We start from the raw sequence: 22,915 nt of genomic DNA on the forward strand, positions 1-22,915 counted from the left end.
ATTTATATCGATTAAACATCATAATTCTTTCCACTTTTTAAATCATCATATTCGTACAGTCTACTAAGTTATAGTATACTTAGATGATAGAAATTTTATATAAAGGCAGGGTAGGAACATAATGAAGAAAAAACGTAAATTGGGCATTGGCTTCAAAATTACGAGTGGATATATTATTCTCATAGTATGTTTAATCGTTGCGGCGCTTGTCTTAAATAACCAAATAACAAGTTTACAAAAAGAACGAAACGACATTATTAAATATGATTCTCAAATGCGTATGATGTCAAATAATCTGGAACGCCAAATTCTTAATATGGAATCCTCCTTACATCGTTATTTAATTACGGACGATGAAACGCATTTAGATAAGTTTAATGAAGAAATGGCAACATGGAAAGCTTCCTATGATGAATTAAGCACTATTGTTTATGACTTTTCAAGCGGGCAAGAACAGCTGGAAGTAGTTCATAGCGGTATCGAAGATTGGATTAACAATATTGGACAACCTCTAATGGACGCAATACTTGCTAACGATAATGAGGAAGTACTTGCAATGTTCAACGGTGTTGAAAGCAGCTTAGCCATTAGTGAGCTGCAGCAAAAATTCACCGCTTTCCGTAATTTTGAAACAGAAGCGATCCAAGAAAAAGTTGCGGAGCTTAATGATCAAAATACAGCATTAACGTATAGTCTTTTTGCGATCTTAACATTAATTGCGACCGTGACTATCGTTATTTTCACAATTATTTCTCGTAATATTGCCGGTTCGATCAACGAAGTTACTGAAGCGGTTCAGGATATGAATGCCTCAGACGGTAAAGTGCGAAAACGAATTACTGCTAAAACGAACGATGAAGTAAGGGATCTCGTATTGGCAACGAATTCGCTCCTTACGACATTGGAAAACCGTCAATGGTACCAAACGAACTTGGCCGAAGTTGTAACAGCCTACCAAGGTGTCGATACACTTGATGAATTAGGTGAAGTATTGCTGAAATCATTAACGACTCGTACACATTCGGTGTATGGTGCGTTTTACATTCAGGATATTCGCAACCATAACAAGTTCAATAAAATTTCTGCCTTTGCGGAAACAGGCGATGATGTAGGTCGTGACAGCTTCGAAGTTGGACAAGGCTTCATCGGTCAAAGTGTAAAAGAAAAACGTGTATTAAGCTATGACAACAAAGATAACAGTTTCCACTACTTAGAAACATCACTCGGAAATATTCCGATCTCGAACGGTATTATCGTTCCTGTACTTTTCGGAAGAGAAGTCGTTGCTGTTTTTGAATTAGCTTCACTTAAGCCTTATAGCGAACAGCATCGTGAGCTTATTAAAGAGGTTGTTGTACATCTAGGTGTAACGATCAACAGTATTATTGGTCGTATGGAGGTTGTTCGTCTATTAAATGAATCACAGGCAATGACGGAAGAATTGCAAGTTCAGTCAGAAGAACTTCAAACGCAATCTGAAGAACTGAAAATGCAAACAGAAGAACTGACAACTATTAATGAACGTTTAGAAGAGCGTACACGTGATGCGGAACAGAAAACGCATGAACTGGAAAAAGTACAGGTTGAGCTAAGACAAAGTGCAGAACAGCTGCGTCAAAGCTCGAACTACAAATCAGAGTTCCTTGCGAATATGTCTCATGAATTGCGTACACCGCTCAACAGTATTTTAATCTTGTCTGAAATGCTTGCGGAAAACCATGAACAACATTTATCTGAAGATGAGTTGGAATATGCAAAAGTTATCCATGATTCGGGTGAAGATTTACTGAACCTGATTAATGACATTCTGGATTTATCGAAAGTTGAGGCCGGAAAAATGGATTTATGGTTTAGAGAGATGGATGTTTATGAAATTCCACAGCATATTCAAAATTTATTCCTACCGGTAGCGAATCAAAAAGGCCTGGAATTATCCGTGGATGTTGCAAATGATCTTGCTGAAATTTTCCATACGGATGTGAAACGATTCCATCAAATCTTAAATAACCTACTTTCCAATGCATTGAAGTTTACGGAGGAAGGTTCCGTAACAGTGAAGGTGGATAAAGCACGTATAACACCTGCCATGAGACAGCTAAGCGATACATGGATCACGGTTAGTGTGACAGATACAGGCATCGGTATTCCGAAAAATAAACAAAACATTGTTTTTGAATCATTCCAGCAAGCGGACGGCGCCACTGTTCGTAAATATGGCGGAACAGGCTTAGGTTTATCGATTTGCCGTGAAGTTACTAAACTTCTTGGTGGATGGATTACGTTAACAAGTACTGAAGGTCAAGGCAGTACGTTTACAGTATACTTGCCAAGCTTACCTGACGGAAATGCTGTACAATCGAGCATCGCTGAACAGGAAGCCGTTTATACAGATGCCACTCCAGGGATTCCGATGGATGCATCAAAATCGATATTTGATGAAAAGCATATTTTGATTGTTGATGATGATTACCGTAATATTTATGCGCTTCGTCAGGCATTGGAACATAAAGGTGTTCACATTATAGAAGCGTCCAACGGTGTAGAATGCTTAAATATTTTACAGACGGCAACACGTGTTGATGCTGTTCTGATGGATATTATGATGCCTGAAATGGACGGATATGAAACGATGGAGCGTATCCGCAAAGATTTACAATTATATGAGCTGCCGATTATTGCATTAACAGCAAAAGCGATGAAGCAAGACCAAGATCGAGCATTTGAAGCTGGGGCTTCCGATTATATTAGTAAGCCTTTAAACTTGGAACAACTATTCTCCGTACTAACGGTATGGCTCACAAGTGGGGAAAGTTTACGAAATGTATAGAAAGAAGTTAGAAGTACGATTATTATTGGAAGCAGTTTACACATTATCGGGATATGATTTCCGAAAGTACAATCAACAATCTATATTGCGACGCATTGAGCATCGCATGCGACTTAATAATTTTTCATCAATATCTCAATTAACCGAATCGATTATATACAATAAAGAGTTGTTAAGTGTATTGCTGAACGATTTTTCCATTAATGTAACTGAAATGTTCCGGGACCCCTCATTCTTTAGGGCTTTCCGGGAAGAGATCATCCCACAGTTGAAACAGCTTGATAAAATACGGATATGGCATGCAGGCTGCGCAACGGGTGAAGAGGTTTACTCAATGGCCATCCTGCTGCAGGAAGAAGGTCTACTGGATCGTGCGATGATGTATGCGACAGATATGAACGAAGATGTGCTGAAGAAAGCAGAGCAAGGTGCCTTCCCTCTTCATAAAATGCAAGCCTATACGAAGAATTATATTTTAGCTGGCGGAACGGAAAGCTTTTCCCAATACTATAAAACGGATGACAGTTTCGCCACATTTCAACCTTTCTTAAGCGAAAACATCATGTTTGCCCAGCATAATCTGGCAACGGATAAATCGTTCCAGGAATTTGATATTATCATTTGCCGCAATGTGCTCATTTATTTTACACCTGAGCTGCAGCATGAAGTGCATCACCTCTTTTACGATAGCTTAGCAAGAAACGGATATCTTGGCTTAGGAGATAAAGAAACTTTGCAATTTACTCCACTCGTATCCAAATACCGCACCGTTAATGGAACGGAGCGTATCTATCAAAAGAGATTTTAACAACTATATTTGAATAATGTAAGAAATGAAAAATGGTACATCTGTTATGGATGTACCATTTTTTTATTTTGGAACAAATAGCAAAAAACTCAATTTTTCTACGAGAGAAAAATTGAGTTCTTATATTTATATCCGCTTATTAACTGTTAGCACGCAATAATAATACACACATATCATCCGGTTGATTATGTTGCTGTTCACACTTCAATAAGTAGTCGATCGGTGAAGTTTCTGTCGACCAGTGGGTACTCGCAATTTTACATAACTCTTTATCAGATTCCAGCTCACATGGACCCATTGCTTCCAAAACTCCGTCTGTAAATAGGACAATTTGGATCGACGAATCATATGGAATAATCGCCTTTTCAATTTTAATATCTTCAACAAAACCTACCGCATAGCTAGTAGGCGTAATCGGTACTGTCTTTTCGCCATCAACCAAAGCATAGCCTTTTGGATGACCTGCATTGACGTATTCCACTGTCTTTTTCTTCGTATCAATAATAAAATACACACCTGTGAAATAATACAATATATTTTCTTTTTCATTTTGCAGTAAATTCATATAACGATTCAACTCTGCAATAACACGTTCAGGGTCGGTCAACTTTTTAATTGCCTCACGCAAAACAGATGAAATATACATACAAACAAGCGATGCGGACACACCATGCCCCATCATATCCAATAACATGACAGCATAGCGATCTTCATCAAGCTTGTCCCAATAATATAAATCTCCTGCCAGATTCGATGATGGTAAATAAGAAGCGGTAATCGAAATATTCGGTTCATGAACAGGTGGGCTTAAAAGACTTTGTTGGACACGGGCTGCCAGATCCAACTCTCTTTGAATAATCTTTTCCTGATTTGTATGCCAGTCCAGTTCTTTTTTCAACCTTTTCCCAACACGGATACGGGCTAATAATTCTATTCGATTAATAGGTTTTGTTATGTAATCAATGCCGCCAACATCTAAAGCTTCCGACAACTTCACCTTATCTTCCAGTGCCGTGACGAAAATTACCTGGATATCTTTCCATTGAGGATTTTGTTTTAAAATACGACAAGCTTCAATTCCATCCATCTCCGGCATCATAACATCCAATAAAATAACATTAATGTCATAGCACTTAGGAGCATTGGATGGATCTAGGTAGTCAAACATTTCTTTTGCAGATTGTACGGAAACAAACTTCTCATAACCATCACTTTTCAATATTTTTTCAATAACAAAGAGGTTAACTTGGTTATCGTCTACAACAAGAATGGTCATTACATCAACTTCTCTCTATTTTTTTAGATAAAGCATAATTCATTGCCCGTTCCACATAATTATACAGAAAACAACAGGTAAAAGAAATGCGGAGGCTTTCTTGTCCCATTTTCAGTCTATAAGTCTTATTAGCTATGTACTATGTATAATATAAGTAATTGATAGACTTATTACAAAAGCTCCTACCTGTCTCTTTTTCTAAGGTAAAAGTAATACGTTATAACGAATAATTTGCTATGGATTATCCTCATATATGTTTCCCACAAATAAAGGATGGGTAAACATATAAGTTATGTTTTTTTTGAGAAATTTTGTATAGAATATTCTTTATTAGGAAAGCGCTATTAGTCAGGGTGAATATTTAATCATGCTTCTCTATATAATCTTATCTATTGCATTTGTAAGAGTGCACATATTATGATGAGCATAATTATTTAAAGAAAAGGATTCGATTTGATGAAAGAAATTTTGCTTATTCTATTATTACAACTACTTTACGTTCCTTTATTTACACTGCGTACAATTTTTTTAGTTAAAAATATTACAACGCTCGCTTCAATGATCGGAATCGTTGAAATGCTCATCTACGTGTTTGGTCTGTCTCTTGTTTTCAGCGGCGACCAAGGATTTCTTGCAATGGTCGTCTATGCGGTCGGTTTTGGTCTAGGGATTATTATCGGAACGCGCATCGAGCAAAAACTTGCGATTGGTTATATTTATGTAACGATCAATACGCAAAAACGCAATGAAGAGCTGATTCAGGTTATGAGAAATGAAGGGTTTGCGGTAACGACATACGTTGGTGAAGGCCGTGACAGCCAGCGTTATAAATATGAAATTTTAACGAAACGAAATCGTGAGAAGGAATTATTTATGCTTGTTCAGCATCATGAGCCATCAGCGTTTATTATTTCCTATGAACCGAAATCATTTAAAGGCGGTTTTTTAGTAAAACGAATGAAGCAGCATAAGAAACATAAATAAAAAAGTCCAATGAAGAAAGTGCAGTATTGCACTCCCCCTTCATTGGACTTTTTATATTATTTCACTTTTTGAGCTGTTACTTTTTCCAGTTCCTGCCCTAAAAAATTCGCAAGCTGCAGCATTGCGTACTTCTCTTCTTTTGCCTCTGCATCCGGGTTGTAGTTCGTATTTGTGTTGACATCATACGTAAATACTTCACCTTTTGCATTTCGGATAAATTCAATGCCCGCTACATCAATCCCGCTATCTTTCAGGAAATTCGCATAGTTTTCAAGCAGCTTTGTTTCGTTGTTTTCGACGATTACAAATTTTGCACGTTGCTCTTTCGGCTCTTCCCCTACCGGACAGAACAGATCGCCAATTTGGCATACGTCTGCAGGACAAAGCTCGAATCCTTCCGATGTATCGACTTGTACTGAGTAGAAGTACTCGCCGCCGATAAATTCAACACGTGTAATGTACGATTCAGGTGATTCGATATATTCCTGGATCAGCACAATTCCATCAACAGGCTCTTCGTAGTCCTGTTTAGCCAAATGCTCTTCGAGTGCAGCGATTGAATAGAACAGCTGAACACCTAATCCTTTTCCGGCACGATTATGCTTCGTAATAAACGGTACGATATTCAGTGCTTTTGCTGCTTCAACAATTTGCTGTTTTCCAACAGCAGCAATTGTTTTTGGTGTTTTAATTCCGTGCTTTTCCAGTGCTGTGTACTGCTTTACTTTACTTAACTCCAAGCGAAGTGCATTGCTGCCATTTAATACTTTTCTTCCGTGGAATTCAAGCCAGTCCAGTACTGCTCCTGTCAGTTCAGGTGCGTAACGGTGATCACGTGTATGTGATGAGGCGCTCATTCGGTTGTAGAATACGCCTTCTGGTGGGGCTTCAGTTAAGTTGACGATCCCCTCATCTAAATGCCAAGTTTCATATGGTAAGTTCAATTCTTCTAAACGATTTACTAAGTGACGCGTCCAATCATCATTTTCATGGATTACGTAGATTTTTGCCATCTTTCATTCCTCCGATATTCTTGCAAGCTTTTACACAGAATTTTTCAACTTTAAAGATTATACTTCCATCATACATTAATTCATATGAAATTAGTATGATTTGCTACCCGGTTATTATTAAAATTTCTTTGGAAAATAATAAAAGAACTCCATAGCATTAACTAAGGAGTTCTTTTAACGTGAATACTCTGCTACTTTATTGCGTCCGGCCTGTTTTGCTCCGATATAAAGTGCACGGTCGGCATTGCGTAAAAGCCCTTTTGTTTCATCCGTGTCATCCGGTACATTTGAAACGCCAATGCTCACTGTAATAAATACTAGCTCTTTTTGACCCTCTTCGGCTAAATCAGATTCAATTAAAAATGGTGTTACTTCTACACATTGACGAATCTCTTCACCTAACTGGACTGACTCTTCCTTTGTCATATGCGGTAGAAGCATGACAAATTCTTCTCCCCCATACCTTGCCAAAACCGCTTCTTCCGGAACAAAGTTTTCTAGGAGTTTAGCAAAATTTTGAAGAATAATATTACCCGCATGATGGCCATACGTATCATTAATCCGTTTAAAATAATCGATATCCATCATTAACAATGAGAACTGCAGATGGGGGTTTGCTATAATCCGCTCCTGTTCCATCACGAGCTGTTTATCTAAAAAATGATAATTATATAGACCTGTTAATGCACATGTCTCACTTTTCTCAACTGCCGCGCTGAAATATTTCGCTTTTTCCAGAGACACCGCAAAATACGTCGACAGTAAGTGAACGATATCCATCTGGTACTTTTCGAAAGCGTTCTTTTTTCGTGCCGTTAAAATCAGCGTTCCTTCCGTTTTTTGGTTACGGTGTATAGGAACTATCATGACACTGTTCATATCGAATGGAATAAAATCCGGAGCATCTTTTTCCCATTCTTTTGCACTTGAGAACACTTTTTTGTCTTCTGTCTGGAAGCAAATATGAATAAAGGAATCGCGAATTGAATCTGAATCTGCCTGAATTTCGATATCTTTTCCATCTACTCTCGCACGCAAAATCACGTATTTCCCCTGAATATGGTCGACAAGATACATTGCATCATGTGCAAAGAGCTGACTTACCCGGTGCATAAACAGTTCAATAATTTGCTGTGCGCTTAATCGATCTGCCAGCTCATGACCAAACTCGCTTGCTTTACTGAGCGAATGGTTGACCCGTTCCGAAATATTGTACATTTTTGCAATAAACGTTATTGCAAAAAACGGAATGCCGAGCAGGAAAATCGCCGGTGCCCCTATACTATTAATCAGGATGACTAATGTTACGGCAAACGGGATCGTAATGGTCGCGCTGCCATAATCCCATAATAAATGCTCACTGAAAAATTTTTCATCTTCACCTGTAAAACGGTCGCGTACATACAAAATCGTATGATTGATAAACATGTGCAACACGACAAATACTGTTCCATATAGCAGTAAATGTGTTAAATTCGAATTCCCTACTTCAAACCCTGCTAAATGCACAATGCCGGCAGCGAAAAAGGATGTATAGGCAAACATCCATGAAGTAAAAATAATGCGGTAAAACGCATCTTTATGATTTCTCATCTGGTAAATAATCGGCAAAATACTTAACTGGACGATCAGCATTTCTGCCCCGACACCATACAACAAAAAGGCTGCCAATGTCACCCATTGTGAAAGAATAATCGTCGTATTCCCAAATTGGAATGGAATCGCTGTTGTGATGAGCGCGAAAATAGACAAGTATATGAAAATTTCCCAGTCGATCGGCTGACTTGGAAACAGAAAATATAATCCGTACATGAGGGGTAGCCCAGTAGCTAACCAAAGCAATAATACATTCTGTTTTGTTCTTCGATTAAATTCCATACCGGGCCCCCTTTTTCACTTTAACTGAAATGTCTGACAACTATTAGTATAACATGACTACTAAGGAAAGTAGCATGTTTTAGTTCCTAATTTTTTATTTCTATTATCCTAATAATTAGAGAAATGATAGGTTTTTAGCTATAGCACACTGTAAAATAATAACATAATATTACAATTATTCAATAATATTATTTGAAATAAGACAAAAAATGTAAATCTTTTATCTAGACTGTTGAATTACTTTTTCTACATTGTTCCATACATAAATTTCTTCATCTAATGTCTTACCTGCTATATTTAATTGAACGGTTTTGACATACTCAGCACCATAATATTTATAAAACTGTTTTGTTTTATTCGCTGCTAATACATCAACATATATTTTTTGATATCCTTGCTCTAAAAAGGCACTCATAATTTGATTCAATAGTTTTTTCCCGACGCTTTTGCCTTGCCATTCTTCAAGTAAATAAATCGATGTTAGATCGCTTGCTCCTGCCTCTTCATTAGTATTACGTGTGCCCCCCGTGACAAAACCGATAATTTCTCCCTCATTTTCTGCCACAAAGATCGTACTAGTTTTATCTGAAATATTGTTATCCCAAAGTTTTGTGCGTTGCTCATAGCTTAGCCCATCCAGAAAGCTCTGGGGAATAATGCCTTTATATGTAGTTCGCCAACTATCAACATGGACTTTGGCAATTCCCGGTGCATCACTTATATTGGCTTTGCGAATAATCATTCCGTCTCTTCCCTTCCTAATTACAGTATTTCAAATTGCTCAACTTCACCTGTTTGCATATCTTTCAACTCATATCGTCCGCTCTGAATTTCATTTTCTCCTAAAATAATTACTTTACGGATATTTTCACGATTTGCTTTTTCCATTGCTTTTCGCAATTTCTTTCCGCTTAATTCCACTTCTACACGATTTCCTTGCTGGCGTAATTGCCATGCTAAACGCAGTGCTTCCTTTTCCGTATTTAATGGAATAATAAAAATATCTACTAACGCCTCGATGGCATTATTTTCTCTTTGCTCCATCGCTGTATATATAACATCCAAACCAAATGAAATGCCGACAGTCGAAATTTTTTCCTCTGAACCGAGCAACCCTCCAATGGCATTATCGTACCTACCGCCGCCTCCAATACTTGATTTAACGGCACCGTCTTTTAGAAACAGCTCATAAATCGTTCCTGTATAGATTTCCAAACCACGAGCTAAAAATGGATTAAATACACAACTCTCACCGACATTTAAAACTTGTAAATAATCTAGCAGCTCGACCGATTCTTCATAGCCTTGCTTTATTAATTCATTCTCCATTCGGTACTTTTCAAAATATGCGAGTGTCGGACTAGCGTTCAAAAATTGCTTAATCAACTCAATTGTGGAAGGTAAAAGGTTCTGTTCTTCCAGTTCTTTCAGTAAAGTGATTTGATCGATTTTCTCCATCTTATCCAGTATAAGAATGACGCTGTTTATTTTTATTGGAGGGACTTCAAAAAATTGCAGTAACCCTGCCAATAACTTGCGGCTATTGAATTGAATCATCATTTCAATATTCAACTTGTTAAATGCATCAATTGTCATCATCATCAGTTCAGCTTCTGCTGACTGAGATTCGATGCCGACAACATCCACATCGCATTGAGTAAACTCTCTAAACCTTCCTGCTTTAATCGGTCCATCACGGAAGACTTTCCCGATTTCATAACGCTTAAAAGGCATTGATAATTGTGGGTTCATCGCAATCACTTTCGCAAAAGGTATCGTTAAATCATAACGGAGTGCTAAATCACGTTCCCCACGATCTGTTAATGTGTACATTTCCTTTAAAATTTCTGCCCCTCCTGCATATTTAGAAGCCATTAACTTTGTATAATTTAATATCGGTGTTTCCAATGGCTTGCATCCATACAATATAAACGTATCTTCTAATGTGCGCCGTATGTTGCGTCTGATGACTTCCTGGGTTGGCAAATAATCCTGTGTTCCTCTTACGTTTTGATAGTCCATTTTTTTCATACAAATCCTCCTATTTTCGAAAAATAAAAAACCGTATAATGATAAAGCTCCAAAACGGCTTTATTATACGATTCAATGCGAAAAAGTCTTCCTATTCATTATTAAAAATTTAATAAAGATAGCAAGACTACTTAGTATGAAGATGTAATTGTGTAAACTGCTGAGAATATATGATGCCTTTCATAAAAGTCTCCCCCTTTTTAATTACTACACTATACCGGATTTTTCCATAATGTGTCAACTCTAGTCTCAGAATTTTCTATTTATACAGGCAGGATGTTCTAATATATTCGATTGATGTTCTAATAAGGTGGCGCGTTGTTCTAATTAGACCGGTAGTAGATTTTCTAATATCATTCGCACTTCTTCTAATATCCCGCAGATTTGTTTTAGTAAAATCCATTACTTTAAAAAACTTCCCAGTAATTGTTAATTATCTGCAAAATTTTTTTATTTTATTTATTAAATGACATGTATACGTTAAAATTGAAAATGTTGGAGGTCGAACTTCTACATAATGTATTTAATGTAAAGGACTGATGGAATGAAAAGAAGATGGTTGTTTTTTATGAGTCTTCTCGTTATAGTCGAGCTCTCTGCCTGCTCACAGAAGTCAGAGGAAGAGACAAAGGAACGGGTGAAAATTGGTGTCATGCTGTCAGATGCAGGACTTGGTGATCAGTCGTTTTCGGATCTTGCTTTTGAAGGCCTTGAGAAAGCACGCGATGAACTAGATATAACGTTTGATTACCGTGAACTTGAATTTACCGGTACATATAAGCAAGGATTGGAAGAACTCGTTGCGGAAGGACAGGATCTGATCATTGGAATCGGATTTACAGTTCAGGAAGATATGGAGGCAGTGGCTGCTGCTAATCCGGACGAGCAATTTATATTAATCGACGCAGTGTCGGACTTGCCGAATGTTCATAATATAACTTTTAAAGAAGATGAAGGTTCCTATTTACTAGGTGCACTCGCTGCAATGAAAACAGAAAGCAATACGATCGGATTTATCGGCGGTGTTCAAAATGAAGTAATTGAGCGTTTCGAAATTGGATTTAAAGCAGGTGCCAAACAAGTAAATCCTGATATAGAGGTATTATCCGTTTATGCAGGTGATTTTGGGGATGATCAGCTAGGTGCTTCGATTGCACGCGATATGATTGAGCAAGGTGCGGATTATATTTATCCTGCTGCTGGCTTTACAGGGGTCGGCTCTATTTTAGCGGCACAGGAAGCCGGTGTACATGCATTTGGTGTGGACAGCGATCAGTTTTTCCTTGCAGAGGATACGATTGTTTCTTCGATGCTAAAACAGGTTGATACTGCTGTTTATCAGGCAATTAATGAAATTGTGGAAACAGGGACACTTTCGGAAAAAGATAAAGTGCTTGGCATTAAAGAAAGTGGTGTCAGTCTAGCACCAATCCGTGTCGTGAATTTAACTGCGCAGGAACAAAAGAAAATTGAACAGTTACAGCAGGAGCTTGCGGACGGTCAAGTGACGATTAAGTAGAAGAAAGGATCGTACAACAGTGAAATTAAAACAGAAAATATTAATGTTGGCATTGGTACCGCTGCTACTGGCTGTCATTATTATCGGCTATAATATTAGCCAGCTTATGAGCCTGAACGCATCAACGGAAGAAGTCGTGGAATCCTTAGTTGCCGTTGAGGAATTAAACAGCTCGGTTCAAAGCCTGCAAAAATCATTGAGCGTCTATTCGATCAATGTATCCGAGAATAATAAATATAATATTGAAACTGATTTAGCGCGAACTGAAGAAGTTTATAACAATCTAAAAGGCAGTTTTTCAACAGAACGCCAACGTCAGATCAGTGGACAGTTTGAAGAAAAGTTTGCAAAAATTGCCGAAGCGACTGCCGCTTCCCTACAGGAAACAAATGTAGCGGAAATTAAGCGTCAATCCCAGCGTACGCGAGGAATCGTCAATGATGTAATCGAGCTAAAACGCGATGTGAGCGCAAACTATACGGCGATGCAGCAAGAGCTTGGCAATAAAATAAATGCGATTACATGGATTTCCATTATTTCTGCTATCGTACTTATTATCGTAAGTGTCGTATCGGCACTGTATTTCACAAACAGAATTGTTGGCCGCATCGGTCGATTAACAACAGGCGCAAAAGAAATTGCTGCAGGGAATTTAAATGTGCAGTTTGAAGATCAGGAGACTGATGATGAAGTTGGTGAACTGCAAACTTCATTCCGCCAAATGACAGGTAACTTAAAGGAAATCATTACGCATGTATCTGACAGTTCAGATCAGGTTGCAGCATCTGCCGAAGAGCTGATGGCCAGTGCCGATGAAACAATGCTTGGTACAGAACTGATTTCCACTTCCATTCAAAATGTTTCAGACGCAGCGGACAAGCAAAAGGAAATGTCGAGCTCCTCTGCCGCCTTTGCACAAAAAGTATTGGAAGAGGCTGAAGAAATAGCGAATCAGGCAAATCAGGCGACAGCATTGTCTATTTCAACTAATGAAAAAATTGGGAAAGGTTCGGTATATGTAGAAAATACCGTATCTCAAATGAACCTCATTCAATCAACAGTAGAAGAAACAGCAGATTCTTTAACACTTCTTGCTAGCCGTACGACTGAAATTGTGAATATTTTAAAGCTTGTACAGGATATTTCCGACCAGACGAACCTGCTTGCACTGAATGCTGCAATTGAAGCAGCGCGTGCGGGTGAAGCTGGTAAAGGCTTTGCAGTTGTCGCTGATGAAGTGAAGAAATTATCCGAGCAGACGAAGCAGTCCGTATCCGACATTTCGCGTATTGCCGCTGAAATTGAAAACGATACGACGACAACCGTTTCATCAATCCAGCAAGTGAAAGACCGCGTCAATGCCGGGATTACAATTTCGCATGATACGAAGGCAACGTTTGAAGAAATTCTTGCTATTATTGGACAAGTACAAAACCAGGTAAACGAGATTACCGCTGTATCTGACAGCATTCATTCGAAAATGGAATCGGTGTCAGAGCAATCACTTGAGATGGCTGCGGTTTCCGAAACTACGGCAGACAATGCCGTGTCGGTCGCATCCGCTTCAGAAGAGCAGCTTGCATCGATGTCCGAAGTGAATACCGCAGCAGGTTCCCTTGCCCACCTTGCAGAAGAGCTGCAAGGTATTGTGGCGAAGTTTAGAACTTGATGTTACATGTGCCAACCGAAATCCTTTTATAGGGTTTCGGTTTTTTATTGGGTTGTAATTATTAGAAAGTTTGCTGTTGATATTAGAAGATTGTGGTTAGTTATTAGAACATCTGTTAGGTTTATTAGAAGTTTTATAAAACGTTGTCGCCCAATCATTGAGCGAAGGCGCGGTAGGAGTTCAAGAACAAATCAATGAGTTTAAAGTGTAGAAAACATGAAAAACGCAAAAGCTGTAAATCAGCTTTTGCATTTATTTTTATTGGATTCTACTAAACTCTAATACAACGAATTAATCTGCTTGTACCATTTTAACTAACACACTTGCCAATGCTTTCTTTTCGCTTTCATCTGCTACTTTCCATAATTCCTGTAGCACTTTCTCTTCACTGTTTCGAGGTTCTTCATTTTTAGCTAAATGATCAGCTACAAACTTGGCGCCTTTTGCCAACATGTCATCGCTTAAACCAAGTCGTTCACCTTTAGCAAGCTGATCGTTCAAATAGCTTTTGAACGTTGAAAAGCTTTCTAAAATCTGATCTTTTTTTTCTGGAGATAATTCATCAAGTTTCTTGTTAATGTTATTCATTTCACTCATTTTGTAATTCCTCCTAGATTGTGTTTTGGCGTTCCCTTAACAATTCCCCGCCTCATTTGTAATTAAACTTATTTCAAAAAAATCTTCTAAATAAAAATTATTAAGTACTATATAATGATGATTTCTAAAAAACGGGTACCGCTTCACCTATGAGTGAGCAGTACCCGTTTTTACTATCTATTTATTTTCAGTTTTTTCGATATGCTCCATAATTCGTTTATGACGACGGACATCCCGCTTAATTGGAATGATTTTATGTCGGATCATTTTAAAGAAAGAGACGAAGAGTAAGAGCATGACGACAGTAAATGGAAGGCCTGATATGAGTGAAGCTGTTTGCACAGATTTACCACTAAATTTTATTATTTTCCAAAATACCATTGCGACGCATTCGAATATAAAATTTTATCGCTAGCCTGTTCATCAAAAAGTTGCTGAATCAGTGTAATATCGGCAACTTCAAATGGTCTTTTTGCCCGAGTTGACGGCAAATCCGTTCCGAACATCAGTGCATCCGGGTTAATGCTGTAAATCTCCTGCATTGCTTTTTGTAAATCCAATTCGACACGGCCAAAACCGGTCGCTTTCACACGAACCCCTTTTTCGACAAGCTTCAGTAAATGCGGCAGCCCTTCTTCGGATAACCCTAAGTGATCGATGGAGATTGCCGGTAATTTCTCGATCGTTGCAGCAATTTCAGTCAGTTCTTTCGCATCAATATACAGCTCGCTATGCCAACCGACTAGTTCATACACACGTCTTGCAAAATAATCGAGTTTTGATAAATCTTCCGATCCCCCGCGTTTAATGTTAAAACGCAATGCTCTCACTCCATTTTTGTGCAGTGCTTCAATTTCTTCGTCGGACACTGTATATGGCAACTGGGTTACGCCGCAAAATGCCGGACCAAGCTGCTTCAGTGAATGCAGTAAATATGTTTGGTCAAATCCTTGAAATGAGCCCGAAACAATTGCCCCGCCTTTAATTGCTAGATCTTTAGTTTTTTCGCTATATGCTGCCGCGTCATAGCTTGGCGGCATATAGCCCTGACTTTCGATAATCGGAAACTGATAATCGATAATATGAAAATGCGCATCAAAAATTCTCATTTCACTTCCCCCTTTGTTTTTACTATATATTTTTTATTAAAATATGTCTCTTAAAGAAGCAAGGGGGTTTATTAGAACAGTTGTTGCGGATATTAGAAAGAAGCGGCTGCTTATTGGAAGATTCGAGACGTTTATTTGCACTTCTGCCGGGGTTATTAGAAATTACAGAGGGCTATACCTTATGAAGCAGCCAACTGATACGGATGAACGGCTTTTCGGCACTGCATTGAAACGTCAAAATGGTTCGGTTTTATTCTGGGATTACGCCATCCAAGATTGATTTTTTCGAAGGTAACTCACTGTTTCTTTATTGAAAACCCGTTTTTCATTTCGGTAATTCGTGCGCTGTTTGGATTTTTCATATAAGTAGCGTTCTTCGATTGTTTCCGGATAAACTTGCGGGATTTTAGTAGGTTTCCCGGCTGAATCAAGCGCTATAAATGTAAAATAGGAAATGGCCGCGATCTTGCTTTCCCCTGTCCGCATATTTTCGGCATGCACTTTTATAAACACTTCCATCGAGCTCGTCCCTGTCCAAACTACAAACGACTCGAATGTAACGGCTTCTTCTGGACGGATCGGTGTTAAAAACTCAACTGTATCAACCGATGCCGTCACACATTCTCGCCTGCTATGTTTTGCCGCAGATATTGAGGCTACTTGGTCCATATCGCTTAACAGCCTGCCGCCAAACAGCGTATTATGATTATTAAAATCATTCGGGAATACCCGACTTGAACGAATTACTCTTGAAGCATTACAGGGTTTTGACTCTTCCATTTTTTATCATCTCCAACGAATATTATTCTAAATTTTCCGAAAATTCTTTTGTTGACCATAATAAATCATTCCATTTGAAGAATCAATGTTAATTTAAATTATTTTATAGTACTTATTATGTTCGGTAGGTATTTAATTGATTCTATTTGGGGTGGGATTTTATTAGAAGTTTTGCGGTGGATATTAGAAAATGTCCACCCAATGGCTTTTCTCATGTGCATACGCACCCACACTATAAATTGGAATAAGTTAATTATATAGCCGACTCCTACGGAAAGAGTTACAAAAAGGTTACAGTTCAAATTTCTGTATGGTAAGCATATAAAAAACCTGCATGCAATTAAAAAATTGCCTGCAGGTTTTGCGGTCCCTTGAAATTCCGGTATATAAAAATAGACCTGTGTTTGGCACACTATTTCATGTGCAGAACTGCAGGTACGATATAAACCGTATTCACATCAAAAAATTATTGAATGAATTCATTCTCTTTTTTCTATTTAAGTGAGCTTGTTGCTGGTACTGACTTGGGCTAACCCCTTCATACTTTTTAAACACTCTGGCAAAATAATTTGAATCCGTAATGCCACATTTCCTGCTTATTTCTAAAACTGTATAGTCACTTGAATAACTGAGGTAATGTTTCGCTTTTTCAATTCGACAAGCTGTAATGTATTGCGTAAGCGTATGTTTGGTTTCTTGTTTAAACAATCTGCTGAGGTACTGACCATTAAAGTGAACCAGTTCCGCCAGATAGTCCAGCTTTAAATCTAAATGGAGATTATTTTTTATATGCTCGATAATTGTGGCAATTTCAGGGTGCCTGCTAAATCCCTCCGATTTGACAGTGTTCATCACCGGTCTTTGCTCAACAGGAATATGCTTTGTTAGGGCTTGTATAATGTCCTGAGGATGTGCGGGTTTTAATAAGTACTCATTGGTTACTTTCGGAATGATCTGCTCAGCTAAATCAATTTCATTATTCGCTGTCAGGAAAATTATCCGGCAATCCGGAAGATCTTTTTTGATCATCCTGGCGGCTGTTAATCCGTCCATAACCGGCATTTCTATATCCATAAGCACCAGATCAATCTGCTTTTCCCTGGCCAATTGAACGGCATCCATTCCATTTTTCGCTTCTACAACGCGATTGATTCCCAATTTTTCTTTTTTAATAATTATCGATAAAACTTCCCGCTCCAAAGGTTCGTCATCAACAATCAGAAGATTCAAGCACATCCCCCCCATGAAACGGTAATACAATCCGGACAGTCGTACCTGCACCTGCTTCACTTTTAATGACGCTAATGCCGTATTCCTCGCCGAAATAATACTTCATACGCTTTTGGACATTATCCATACCGATTCCTTTTGTAAGACTATTTCTTTTCATTTCTGCATGTGAAAAAACGGCAGCTATTCTTTCTTCCGATATTCCTACCCCTGTATCCGAAATCTCTAAAATCACATTTCCCTCTTCTAAAAAACCATGAAATCTTATTTTCTTGTCACCACTTTGCGGTTCCAGCCCATGAATGATAGCGTTTTCAATAATTGGTTGAATAGAGAGTATAGGAACTTTAATTTCTGAGGGATCGATCTCCAATAGTTCCTCATATTCTATCAGATTGCGAAAACGTGACTGTTGAATGGTTAAATAACTTTGGATGTAATCTAATTCTTCCTTTAAAGTCACCGGTTCAGTTGTACTACGCAAACTGTATCTCATAATTTTCGCCAACGAATACGTCACATTTTGGGTTTGTTCCGCATTTTCTAAATAGGCAATACGAGAAATGGTATTCAAAGTGTTGAATAGAAAATGCGGATTGACTTGAGATTGCAGTACTTTCAATTGCATTTCCTGCAGTAGGGATTTCAATTCCGTATGTTCTTCAAGCTCTTTCATCAGCTTTGTATGCTTCTCATTCAACTCTTCTTCTACAATCGTATTAGAGCTGATTTTCGCTATATAATCCGCAATTAATTGTAGCATTTGCAAGGTAGAGTCAATTTGCTTCTGGTTGGTAAATTCAATCTGTGCTAAATACTGCGCGAGCAGCTCCTGTTCAACCGGTAATTGTTTGAATTGTTCACGCATATGGTGCAGCTGCTTTTCGTCTTGAGGCTCTATTAATACTTGTCCGCATAAAACAGAACCAAGATGTTTTCCATTAAGGATGATGGGCGCAGCTAAATCGATTAAACCTGCATGGCAATAATGAACAACCGGTTTTCCTTGCTGAACGGCTTTGATTCCTAAGTTTCGGTCTGAAAAAACACAGCATTGCAGCCCTTCTTTAGATGAACGCATTTTTGAGCAAAAATTGGTGAAATTAGATGGTGTAGTAATCGGTTCACCATGCTCATTTGCAATAATGACACCTAATCCGATCGCAGCTGCAAAACGGTCCTGAATTTCCTGAAGAACCTCAACATTTACAAGATGGTTTAAAGTGTATGTAGTCAAAGTCTAACTCCAACTCCCTCTTGAATATTTTTTCTTTGCAGAAATTTGCCTTCCTTATAACTTATCGAATCTTTATTTCGAATATTCTTTCTCTTTGAAAGTTATTCTTATTATAGCTTATTTAATCTTGAGAATAAAAGTTTTGACGCCTTCTTCTCTGCTTAAGGTATATTAAAAAGTATTTCTAGACACTATGTACCCTTTCAAAAGACCTTCAGGAGTTCGAAACTCCTAAAGGTCTATTAAAAGGATATTCTATTTCTTAGTAGATAGTCTACGTCTTTTCTTTATTCTGAAATACTGGCAGTCTCGTTTAAATGACTCAGCATATCAACTGCAGCTTGCGCGACTTGTATATCTTCTTTAACGGAGCCCCCACTTACCCCTACGGCACCAATAATCTGATTGTCTTCTATCAATGGAATCCCCCCGCCGAAAATCACTACACGCCCATTATTGGTTGTATTGATACCGAACAGCTCATTTCCCGAACCCGTTGCTTGTGCCAGGTTTTCTGTTGGCATTTTCATAGCGATTGAAGTCCATGCTTTGTTTTGAGCAATATCCACACTCACTAATAAAGCTTCGTCCATTCGGTGACATGCAACGAGATTCCCTCCTGCATCCACAATACTGATAACCATGGGAACGTTGATTTTGATTGCTTCTTGTTCAGCAGCCTCAATCAGTTTTTTTGATAATGCTAAATTGATTCGACTCATCTTTTTCACCCTTCCTTATGCTTATAAGGTCAATGACAACCCTTTGACTAAACGAGCTGCATTCTTGCCCGCAGTTCTCCCATTTTGCAAGTCCCCTAGTAAATAGGGTTCTTCCTTTTTCAGCTTTTCATGATGAACACATAAATTTCCTGTTCGATCAATTCCTATTCCCACTTGCAACGTAGAGCTAGAAGCAGCCATCGCTGCGAGTTCGATGCAATTGTCTAGCTGGCTTTCTTCTTGAAGTGAATATGGAACACCCTCTTCTTCCAGTCCAGCACAAACTTCTTTGATGGCATCCGCATTAAAAACAGGATGATGAAGAATCAGTATATGAATTTCCTGCATACTCATTGGGTAACCTCTTTTCCAATTGAGGACAATATTAATCCTGTTGCTACGGCATTCCGAGGCCCTTCAGACCCACGTATGTTTGCAAAGCCTGCTACTATTCCATATTTACCTAATTCTTCTGTAACCATCTGCGGAATTTCAAAATCCAAGGCTGAACCACCTAACATTACAACAAAGGACAAATGTTTTAAATTTCCTGTAGGTATCACTCTTTTAAGGGCCCTAAGCGAATTTGTAACGAACACCCGACGTTTAGCACTCCGGCGTATGTCCCGAACTTTCTCCATTGATAACGTGTTTGGTAAAGGTGTAAGTTCATTTTCCTCACGAATCAGTACTTTTCCAAATGTATGTGGCGGGAAAGGCGTCTTCGAAAACAGGATTGTTCCATCTTCTAACTGCATATGGAACAAACTTAAGACTTTACCCAGTGGGTTTTTCTTTATTTTTTCAGCCAATTCTTTGTCTTCCAAAGCCAGTTCAGAATTGATGAGCATAGTGACCATATCCCCTGCACCCGCTAAATGAATAGATGTTATTTTCCCGGATTCATTCATCAAAGCCGCATCGGTCGAACCGCCCCCCATATCCAAAATAACAATCGGTTTTCTGGTTCCAGGAGTTGTTAAGGCGCCACGAATTGCCATATCCGCTTCAATTCCTCCAATTTCTACAGGTATGCCCAGTTGCTCTTCCAATAAAGAGGCTACTTTTTGTATAGGGATTTTGTCAGTTTTAACCATGGAGGCTAAAGCAACACCACTTTCCATAGAAAGTTCGCCAGCTATTGCCCCGCTAATGGACGTTGGAATCACTGCATCAACAGCCAGAAAATCTGAAATCATAATTTCTTGCGCCGGTTGGCCAGTAAGTTGTGCTAAATCATGGCGCAGACCATTAAACATTCCCCCTACATTGGTGCCCGTTTCTCCACGGACATCTTGAAGAGTCCCCAGTTTTTCATAAGTCCCCATAATTGATTCAGCACCGTCATTAATTGATACTTCTGACTCCTGCCTGTTTACCCCTTGCATTATGATGCGCCCTGCTTCTATTTTCCTTTCGACCAATTCACCTTGAGGCGTACGGATTACGACAGCGGAACGGTTTCCCACTAAGGCTTTCGCAACAAGGGCAATCTGCTTCGTCTGATCCGGATCAAGATTGAAAACAGTTGAAAGTCCATATGGATTGCTTAATGTACGAATGACATATCCCGGTAAAGCTACTTCAATTGCCGCCAATTTAGCAAGTGGCACTTTTTCTATGAGGGAAACTTCATCTACAATCGGGATTTTTTTTATTAACCTGTTATGGATTAACACCCCGTCATCTTTTTGCACAATAGCACCTGTAATTGATATTCCATTCTGTTCGGCTTTATTTATCTGATAAGCAGCCCATTCATAGTCAACCTCTTTCGGGATAACCACAATATAGTCCTGCTCTTTACCTTCAACCGTGCTCAGCTGACCAAGTAAAACCGTTATCCCGATCCCCATACCTGCTCCACCTGGCGTATCTGGATTATGACCGATCATTGAAGATTCCGTGATAATCGTTTCGCTGATTAAATCCATCGCTAAATCACCAATTACAGGAACGGCATCATTCAAACGAATCAGCTCAATACCGGCTAATGGAATCGATGCTTTTTTGGCTGCTTCTTGTATCGCAACACAGATCCCCTTCACATTGTCAGTCGTTCCTTTTATTCCCGTTGTTTTAACCAGATGTTGAGAAAGAAAGTTTGCGTAACCTCCTTCTAGCTGTGCGATCGCTACTTCAGTTGAGGAATTGCCGATATCTACGCCGGCTAAAATTTTTTTCATAACACTCAGTCCTCAATTTCCTTTAATCTCCCTCTTCTCTCGTAGACATCTGCTGCTTCACGGATTAAGCTGGCATTTTCTACAGCCCCATATTCTTCTTCAAGTTCTTGGGCGATTATCAATAACTCTTCTTTTGTTGAACGATTTGGACGCATCGCATTATAAATCTCCAATATACGCGCATCCGAAATATTAATCATTTCTGCTGCTCGACGGAAATTTTTTGCAAGTTGTGTTCTGCCTATACTTTCACTGATTTCCGCTTGCATCTCCAAAGTTCTTGGGCTAATTCGCAGATCGCTGCCAGTAATGTCACCCGCCAAAGCTGCATCCAACGTTAACTCGTCATATGCTTTATCAGTTGTCGTAAACAATAAATCGGGGCTTTTCAAACCTAAAGGATAATCTTCTTTTGTTAATCCCTTCTTTTTTTCCTGGACCTGATTTCCCATTTTCCATTCCTCCTATTCGGTAATTGAAAATTCCGCTTTTATTTCAATTGCTTTTTGATGTGGGACGAGTGACTGGCATTCTTTTAAGTACAGTACAGCCGCAATCGCCTGATATTTTGGACGTGTCATCGCGTCATTCACGACCAGGACGGGATTAGGGCTTTCTCCTAATGCATATTTGGCCGCATTTTGCCCAATCTTTCGATACATGTCTAACGTAATAACCGGAGACTGTGGAAACAATTCAAGATTGCTTAAGGGATCCAGGTCACGCTGGTGAATAACGACCGTTCCCCTTGACTGCAAGCCGATACTGATTCCGGAACCACTCAGTTGCGCTGCTCCGTGTGCCATAAATGCCAAATCAGCGGTGCGTAAACTTCGAATAACTTTTGGAATAGCTCCTTGCTCTTCAATGCCTGATAAGATTTCACGTAAAACGGCCGCATGATCCAATTTTACAATCGTTTTGTTCAATTCTTTTCCATAAGCAGGCCCCAGTACTACAATTACTTCTCTCGGATTGGTTCCTTTAGTTGCCTGTCCTATTTCCGTTAATTTCATATTGATAGTAAATGCCGATGTCGTCATATCAAA

Annotated in this window: 20 protein-coding genes; 5 read left to right on the forward strand and 15 right to left on the reverse strand. The window is 38.9% G+C overall.

What is annotated here, in order from left to right; genetic code table 11:
• Positions 1 to 121 precede the first annotated feature (121 nt).
• Positions 122 to 2,827, forward strand: coding sequence for an ATP-binding protein (locus tag AC0VXV_RS15615; protein WP_475529097.1), 2,706 nt, complete (start codon positions 122 to 124; stop codon positions 2,825 to 2,827).
• Positions 2,820 to 3,635: a CheR family methyltransferase gene (locus tag AC0VXV_RS15620; protein WP_475529099.1), complete on the forward strand. Its 816-nt coding sequence runs from the start codon at positions 2,820 to 2,822 to the stop codon at positions 3,633 to 3,635. Before AC0VXV_RS15615 ends, AC0VXV_RS15620 begins: the two co-directional genes overlap by 8 nt.
• 139 nt (positions 3,636 to 3,774) lie before the next feature.
• Here the strand turns inward: AC0VXV_RS15620 and AC0VXV_RS15625 are convergent, their stop codons facing one another.
• Positions 3,775 to 4,911, reverse strand: coding sequence for a SpoIIE family protein phosphatase (locus AC0VXV_RS15625; RefSeq protein ID WP_475529100.1), 1,137 nt, complete (start codon positions 4,909 to 4,911; stop codon positions 3,775 to 3,777).
• Positions 4,912 to 5,367: 456 nt separating this feature from the next.
• Here AC0VXV_RS15625 and AC0VXV_RS15630 point away from each other — a divergent pair, with 456 nt between their 5' ends.
• Positions 5,368 to 5,895: a DUF2179 domain-containing protein gene (locus AC0VXV_RS15630; RefSeq protein WP_079524246.1), complete on the forward strand. Its 528-nt coding sequence runs from the start codon at positions 5,368 to 5,370 to the stop codon at positions 5,893 to 5,895.
• Between the two features lie 56 nt (positions 5,896 to 5,951).
• Here AC0VXV_RS15630 and AC0VXV_RS15635 read toward each other — a convergent pair whose 3' ends face one another.
• The 4 genes from AC0VXV_RS15635 to AC0VXV_RS15650 form a co-directional block, all read right to left on the reverse strand.
• Complete coding sequence (locus AC0VXV_RS15635) at positions 5,952 to 6,908, reverse strand: ATP-grasp domain-containing protein (RefSeq protein WP_475529101.1); 957 nt, start codon at positions 6,906 to 6,908, stop codon at positions 5,952 to 5,954.
• A gap of 174 nt (positions 6,909 to 7,082) precedes the next feature.
• Positions 7,083 to 8,786: a sensor domain-containing diguanylate cyclase gene (locus tag AC0VXV_RS15640; protein WP_475529102.1), complete on the reverse strand. Its 1,704-nt coding sequence runs from the start codon at positions 8,784 to 8,786 to the stop codon at positions 7,083 to 7,085.
• Between the two features lie 220 nt (positions 8,787 to 9,006).
• Positions 9,007 to 9,528 (reverse strand): N-acetyltransferase family protein, encoded by a 522-nt coding sequence (locus tag AC0VXV_RS15645; protein ID WP_475529103.1) that lies wholly within the window; start codon positions 9,526 to 9,528, stop codon positions 9,007 to 9,009.
• Between the two features lie 20 nt (positions 9,529 to 9,548).
• The gene (locus tag AC0VXV_RS15650) at positions 9,549 to 10,817 is read right to left on the reverse strand and encodes a histidine--tRNA ligase (protein ID WP_475529104.1); all 1,269 of its coding nucleotides are present in this window, start codon (positions 10,815 to 10,817) and stop codon (positions 9,549 to 9,551) included.
• Positions 10,818 to 11,361: 544 nt separating this feature from the next.
• Here AC0VXV_RS15650 and AC0VXV_RS15655 point away from each other — a divergent pair.
• Together AC0VXV_RS15655 and AC0VXV_RS15660 are read left to right on the forward strand one after the other, a co-directional pair.
• Positions 11,362 to 12,336, forward strand: a complete 975-nt coding sequence (locus AC0VXV_RS15655) for a BMP family lipoprotein (protein WP_475529105.1) — start codon at positions 11,362 to 11,364, stop codon at positions 12,334 to 12,336.
• Positions 12,337 to 12,355: 19 nt separating this feature from the next.
• Positions 12,356 to 14,005 carry a methyl-accepting chemotaxis protein gene (locus AC0VXV_RS15660; RefSeq protein ID WP_475529106.1) on the forward strand — a complete coding sequence of 550 codons (1,650 nt, stop codon included), beginning with the start codon at positions 12,356 to 12,358 and terminating at the stop codon, positions 14,003 to 14,005.
• Between the two features lie 291 nt (positions 14,006 to 14,296).
• Here AC0VXV_RS15660 and AC0VXV_RS15665 read toward each other — a convergent pair whose 3' ends face one another.
• The 10 genes from AC0VXV_RS15665 to AC0VXV_RS15710 all read right to left on the reverse strand — a co-directional run bounded on the left by AC0VXV_RS15665 (position 14,297) and on the right by AC0VXV_RS15710 (position 22,909).
• Positions 14,297 to 14,602 (reverse strand): DUF3243 domain-containing protein, encoded by a 306-nt coding sequence (locus AC0VXV_RS15665; RefSeq protein ID WP_079524255.1) that lies wholly within the window; start codon positions 14,600 to 14,602, stop codon positions 14,297 to 14,299.
• Between the two features lie 362 nt (positions 14,603 to 14,964).
• Positions 14,965 to 15,711: an amidohydrolase family protein gene (locus AC0VXV_RS15670; protein ID WP_475529107.1), complete on the reverse strand. Its 747-nt coding sequence runs from the start codon at positions 15,709 to 15,711 to the stop codon at positions 14,965 to 14,967.
• A gap of 261 nt (positions 15,712 to 15,972) precedes the next feature.
• Complete coding sequence (locus tag AC0VXV_RS15675; RefSeq protein WP_475529108.1) at positions 15,973 to 16,491, reverse strand: acyl-CoA thioesterase; 519 nt, start codon at positions 16,489 to 16,491, stop codon at positions 15,973 to 15,975.
• Positions 16,492 to 16,944: 453 nt separating this feature from the next.
• A complete protein-coding gene (locus AC0VXV_RS15680) occupies positions 16,945 to 17,721 on the reverse strand; it encodes a response regulator transcription factor (protein ID WP_475529109.1) in 777 nt (258 codons plus the stop codon).
• Complete coding sequence (locus tag AC0VXV_RS15685) at positions 17,702 to 18,958, reverse strand: sensor histidine kinase (RefSeq protein ID WP_475529110.1); 1,257 nt, start codon at positions 18,956 to 18,958, stop codon at positions 17,702 to 17,704. The genes AC0VXV_RS15680 and AC0VXV_RS15685 overlap by 20 nt, the downstream gene beginning before the upstream one ends.
• Before the next feature lie 287 nt (positions 18,959 to 19,245).
• Positions 19,246 to 19,680, reverse strand: coding sequence for a GlcG/HbpS family heme-binding protein (locus AC0VXV_RS15690; protein ID WP_475529111.1), 435 nt, complete (start codon positions 19,678 to 19,680; stop codon positions 19,246 to 19,248).
• A 21-nt stretch (positions 19,681 to 19,701) separates the two neighbouring features.
• The gene (locus AC0VXV_RS15695; protein ID WP_475529112.1) at positions 19,702 to 20,034 is read right to left on the reverse strand and encodes a glycerol dehydratase reactivase beta/small subunit family protein; all 333 of its coding nucleotides are present in this window, start codon (positions 20,032 to 20,034) and stop codon (positions 19,702 to 19,704) included.
• Positions 20,031 to 21,866, reverse strand: a complete 1,836-nt coding sequence (locus AC0VXV_RS15700; RefSeq protein WP_475529113.1) for a diol dehydratase reactivase subunit alpha — start codon at positions 21,864 to 21,866, stop codon at positions 20,031 to 20,033. Before AC0VXV_RS15700 ends, AC0VXV_RS15695 begins: the two co-directional genes overlap by 4 nt.
• A 5-nt stretch (positions 21,867 to 21,871) precedes the next feature.
• Positions 21,872 to 22,318 carry a diol dehydratase small subunit gene (locus AC0VXV_RS15705; RefSeq protein WP_475529114.1) on the reverse strand — a complete coding sequence of 149 codons (447 nt, stop codon included), beginning with the start codon at positions 22,316 to 22,318 and terminating at the stop codon, positions 21,872 to 21,874.
• Positions 22,319 to 22,330: 12 nt separating this feature from the next.
• Positions 22,331 to 22,909, reverse strand: coding sequence for a propanediol/glycerol family dehydratase medium subunit (locus AC0VXV_RS15710; RefSeq protein WP_475529115.1), 579 nt, complete (start codon positions 22,907 to 22,909; stop codon positions 22,331 to 22,333).
• Positions 22,910 to 22,915 lie beyond the last annotated feature (6 nt).

Source organism: Solibacillus sp. iso_87 (assembly GCF_056173085.1).

Excerpts from the sequence above, each read along its gene's own strand:
- AC0VXV_RS15710 (WP_475529115.1), bottom strand. The coding sequence starts at position 22,909 with ATGACGACATCGGCATTTACTATCAATATGAAATTAACGGAAATAGGA.
- AC0VXV_RS15645 (WP_475529103.1), bottom strand. The coding sequence starts at position 9,528 with ATGATTATTCGCAAAGCCAATATAAGTGATGCACCGGGAATTGCCAAA.
- AC0VXV_RS15635 (WP_475529101.1), bottom strand. The coding sequence starts at position 6,908 with ATGGCAAAAATCTACGTAATCCATGAAAATGATGATTGGACGCGTCAC.
- AC0VXV_RS15655 (WP_475529105.1), top strand. The coding sequence starts at position 11,362 with ATGAAAAGAAGATGGTTGTTTTTTATGAGTCTTCTCGTTATAGTCGAG.
- AC0VXV_RS15705 (WP_475529114.1), bottom strand. The coding sequence starts at position 22,318 with ATGGGAAATCAGGTCCAGGAAAAAAAGAAGGGATTAACAAAAGAAGAT.
- AC0VXV_RS15675 (WP_475529108.1), bottom strand. The coding sequence starts at position 16,491 with ATGGAAGAGTCAAAACCCTGTAATGCTTCAAGAGTAATTCGTTCAAGT.
- AC0VXV_RS15620 (WP_475529099.1), top strand. The coding sequence starts at position 2,820 with ATGTATAGAAAGAAGTTAGAAGTACGATTATTATTGGAAGCAGTTTAC.
- AC0VXV_RS15690 (WP_475529111.1), bottom strand. The coding sequence starts at position 19,680 with ATGAGTCGAATCAATTTAGCATTATCAAAAAAACTGATTGAGGCTGCT.
- AC0VXV_RS15625 (WP_475529100.1), bottom strand. The coding sequence starts at position 4,911 with ATGACCATTCTTGTTGTAGACGATAACCAAGTTAACCTCTTTGTTATT.
- AC0VXV_RS15665 (WP_079524255.1), bottom strand. The coding sequence starts at position 14,602 with ATGAGTGAAATGAATAACATTAACAAGAAACTTGATGAATTATCTCCA.
- AC0VXV_RS15640 (WP_475529102.1), bottom strand. The coding sequence starts at position 8,786 with ATGGAATTTAATCGAAGAACAAAACAGAATGTATTATTGCTTTGGTTA.
- AC0VXV_RS15670 (WP_475529107.1), bottom strand. The coding sequence starts at position 15,711 with ATGAGAATTTTTGATGCGCATTTTCATATTATCGATTATCAGTTTCCG.
- AC0VXV_RS15650 (WP_475529104.1), bottom strand. The coding sequence starts at position 10,817 with ATGAAAAAAATGGACTATCAAAACGTAAGAGGAACACAGGATTATTTG.
- AC0VXV_RS15630 (WP_079524246.1), top strand. The coding sequence starts at position 5,368 with ATGAAAGAAATTTTGCTTATTCTATTATTACAACTACTTTACGTTCCT.
- AC0VXV_RS15615 (WP_475529097.1), top strand. The coding sequence starts at position 122 with ATGAAGAAAAAACGTAAATTGGGCATTGGCTTCAAAATTACGAGTGGA.
- AC0VXV_RS15695 (WP_475529112.1), bottom strand. The coding sequence starts at position 20,034 with ATGAGTATGCAGGAAATTCATATACTGATTCTTCATCATCCTGTTTTT.
- AC0VXV_RS15700 (WP_475529113.1), bottom strand. The coding sequence starts at position 21,866 with ATGAAAAAAATTTTAGCCGGCGTAGATATCGGCAATTCCTCAACTGAA.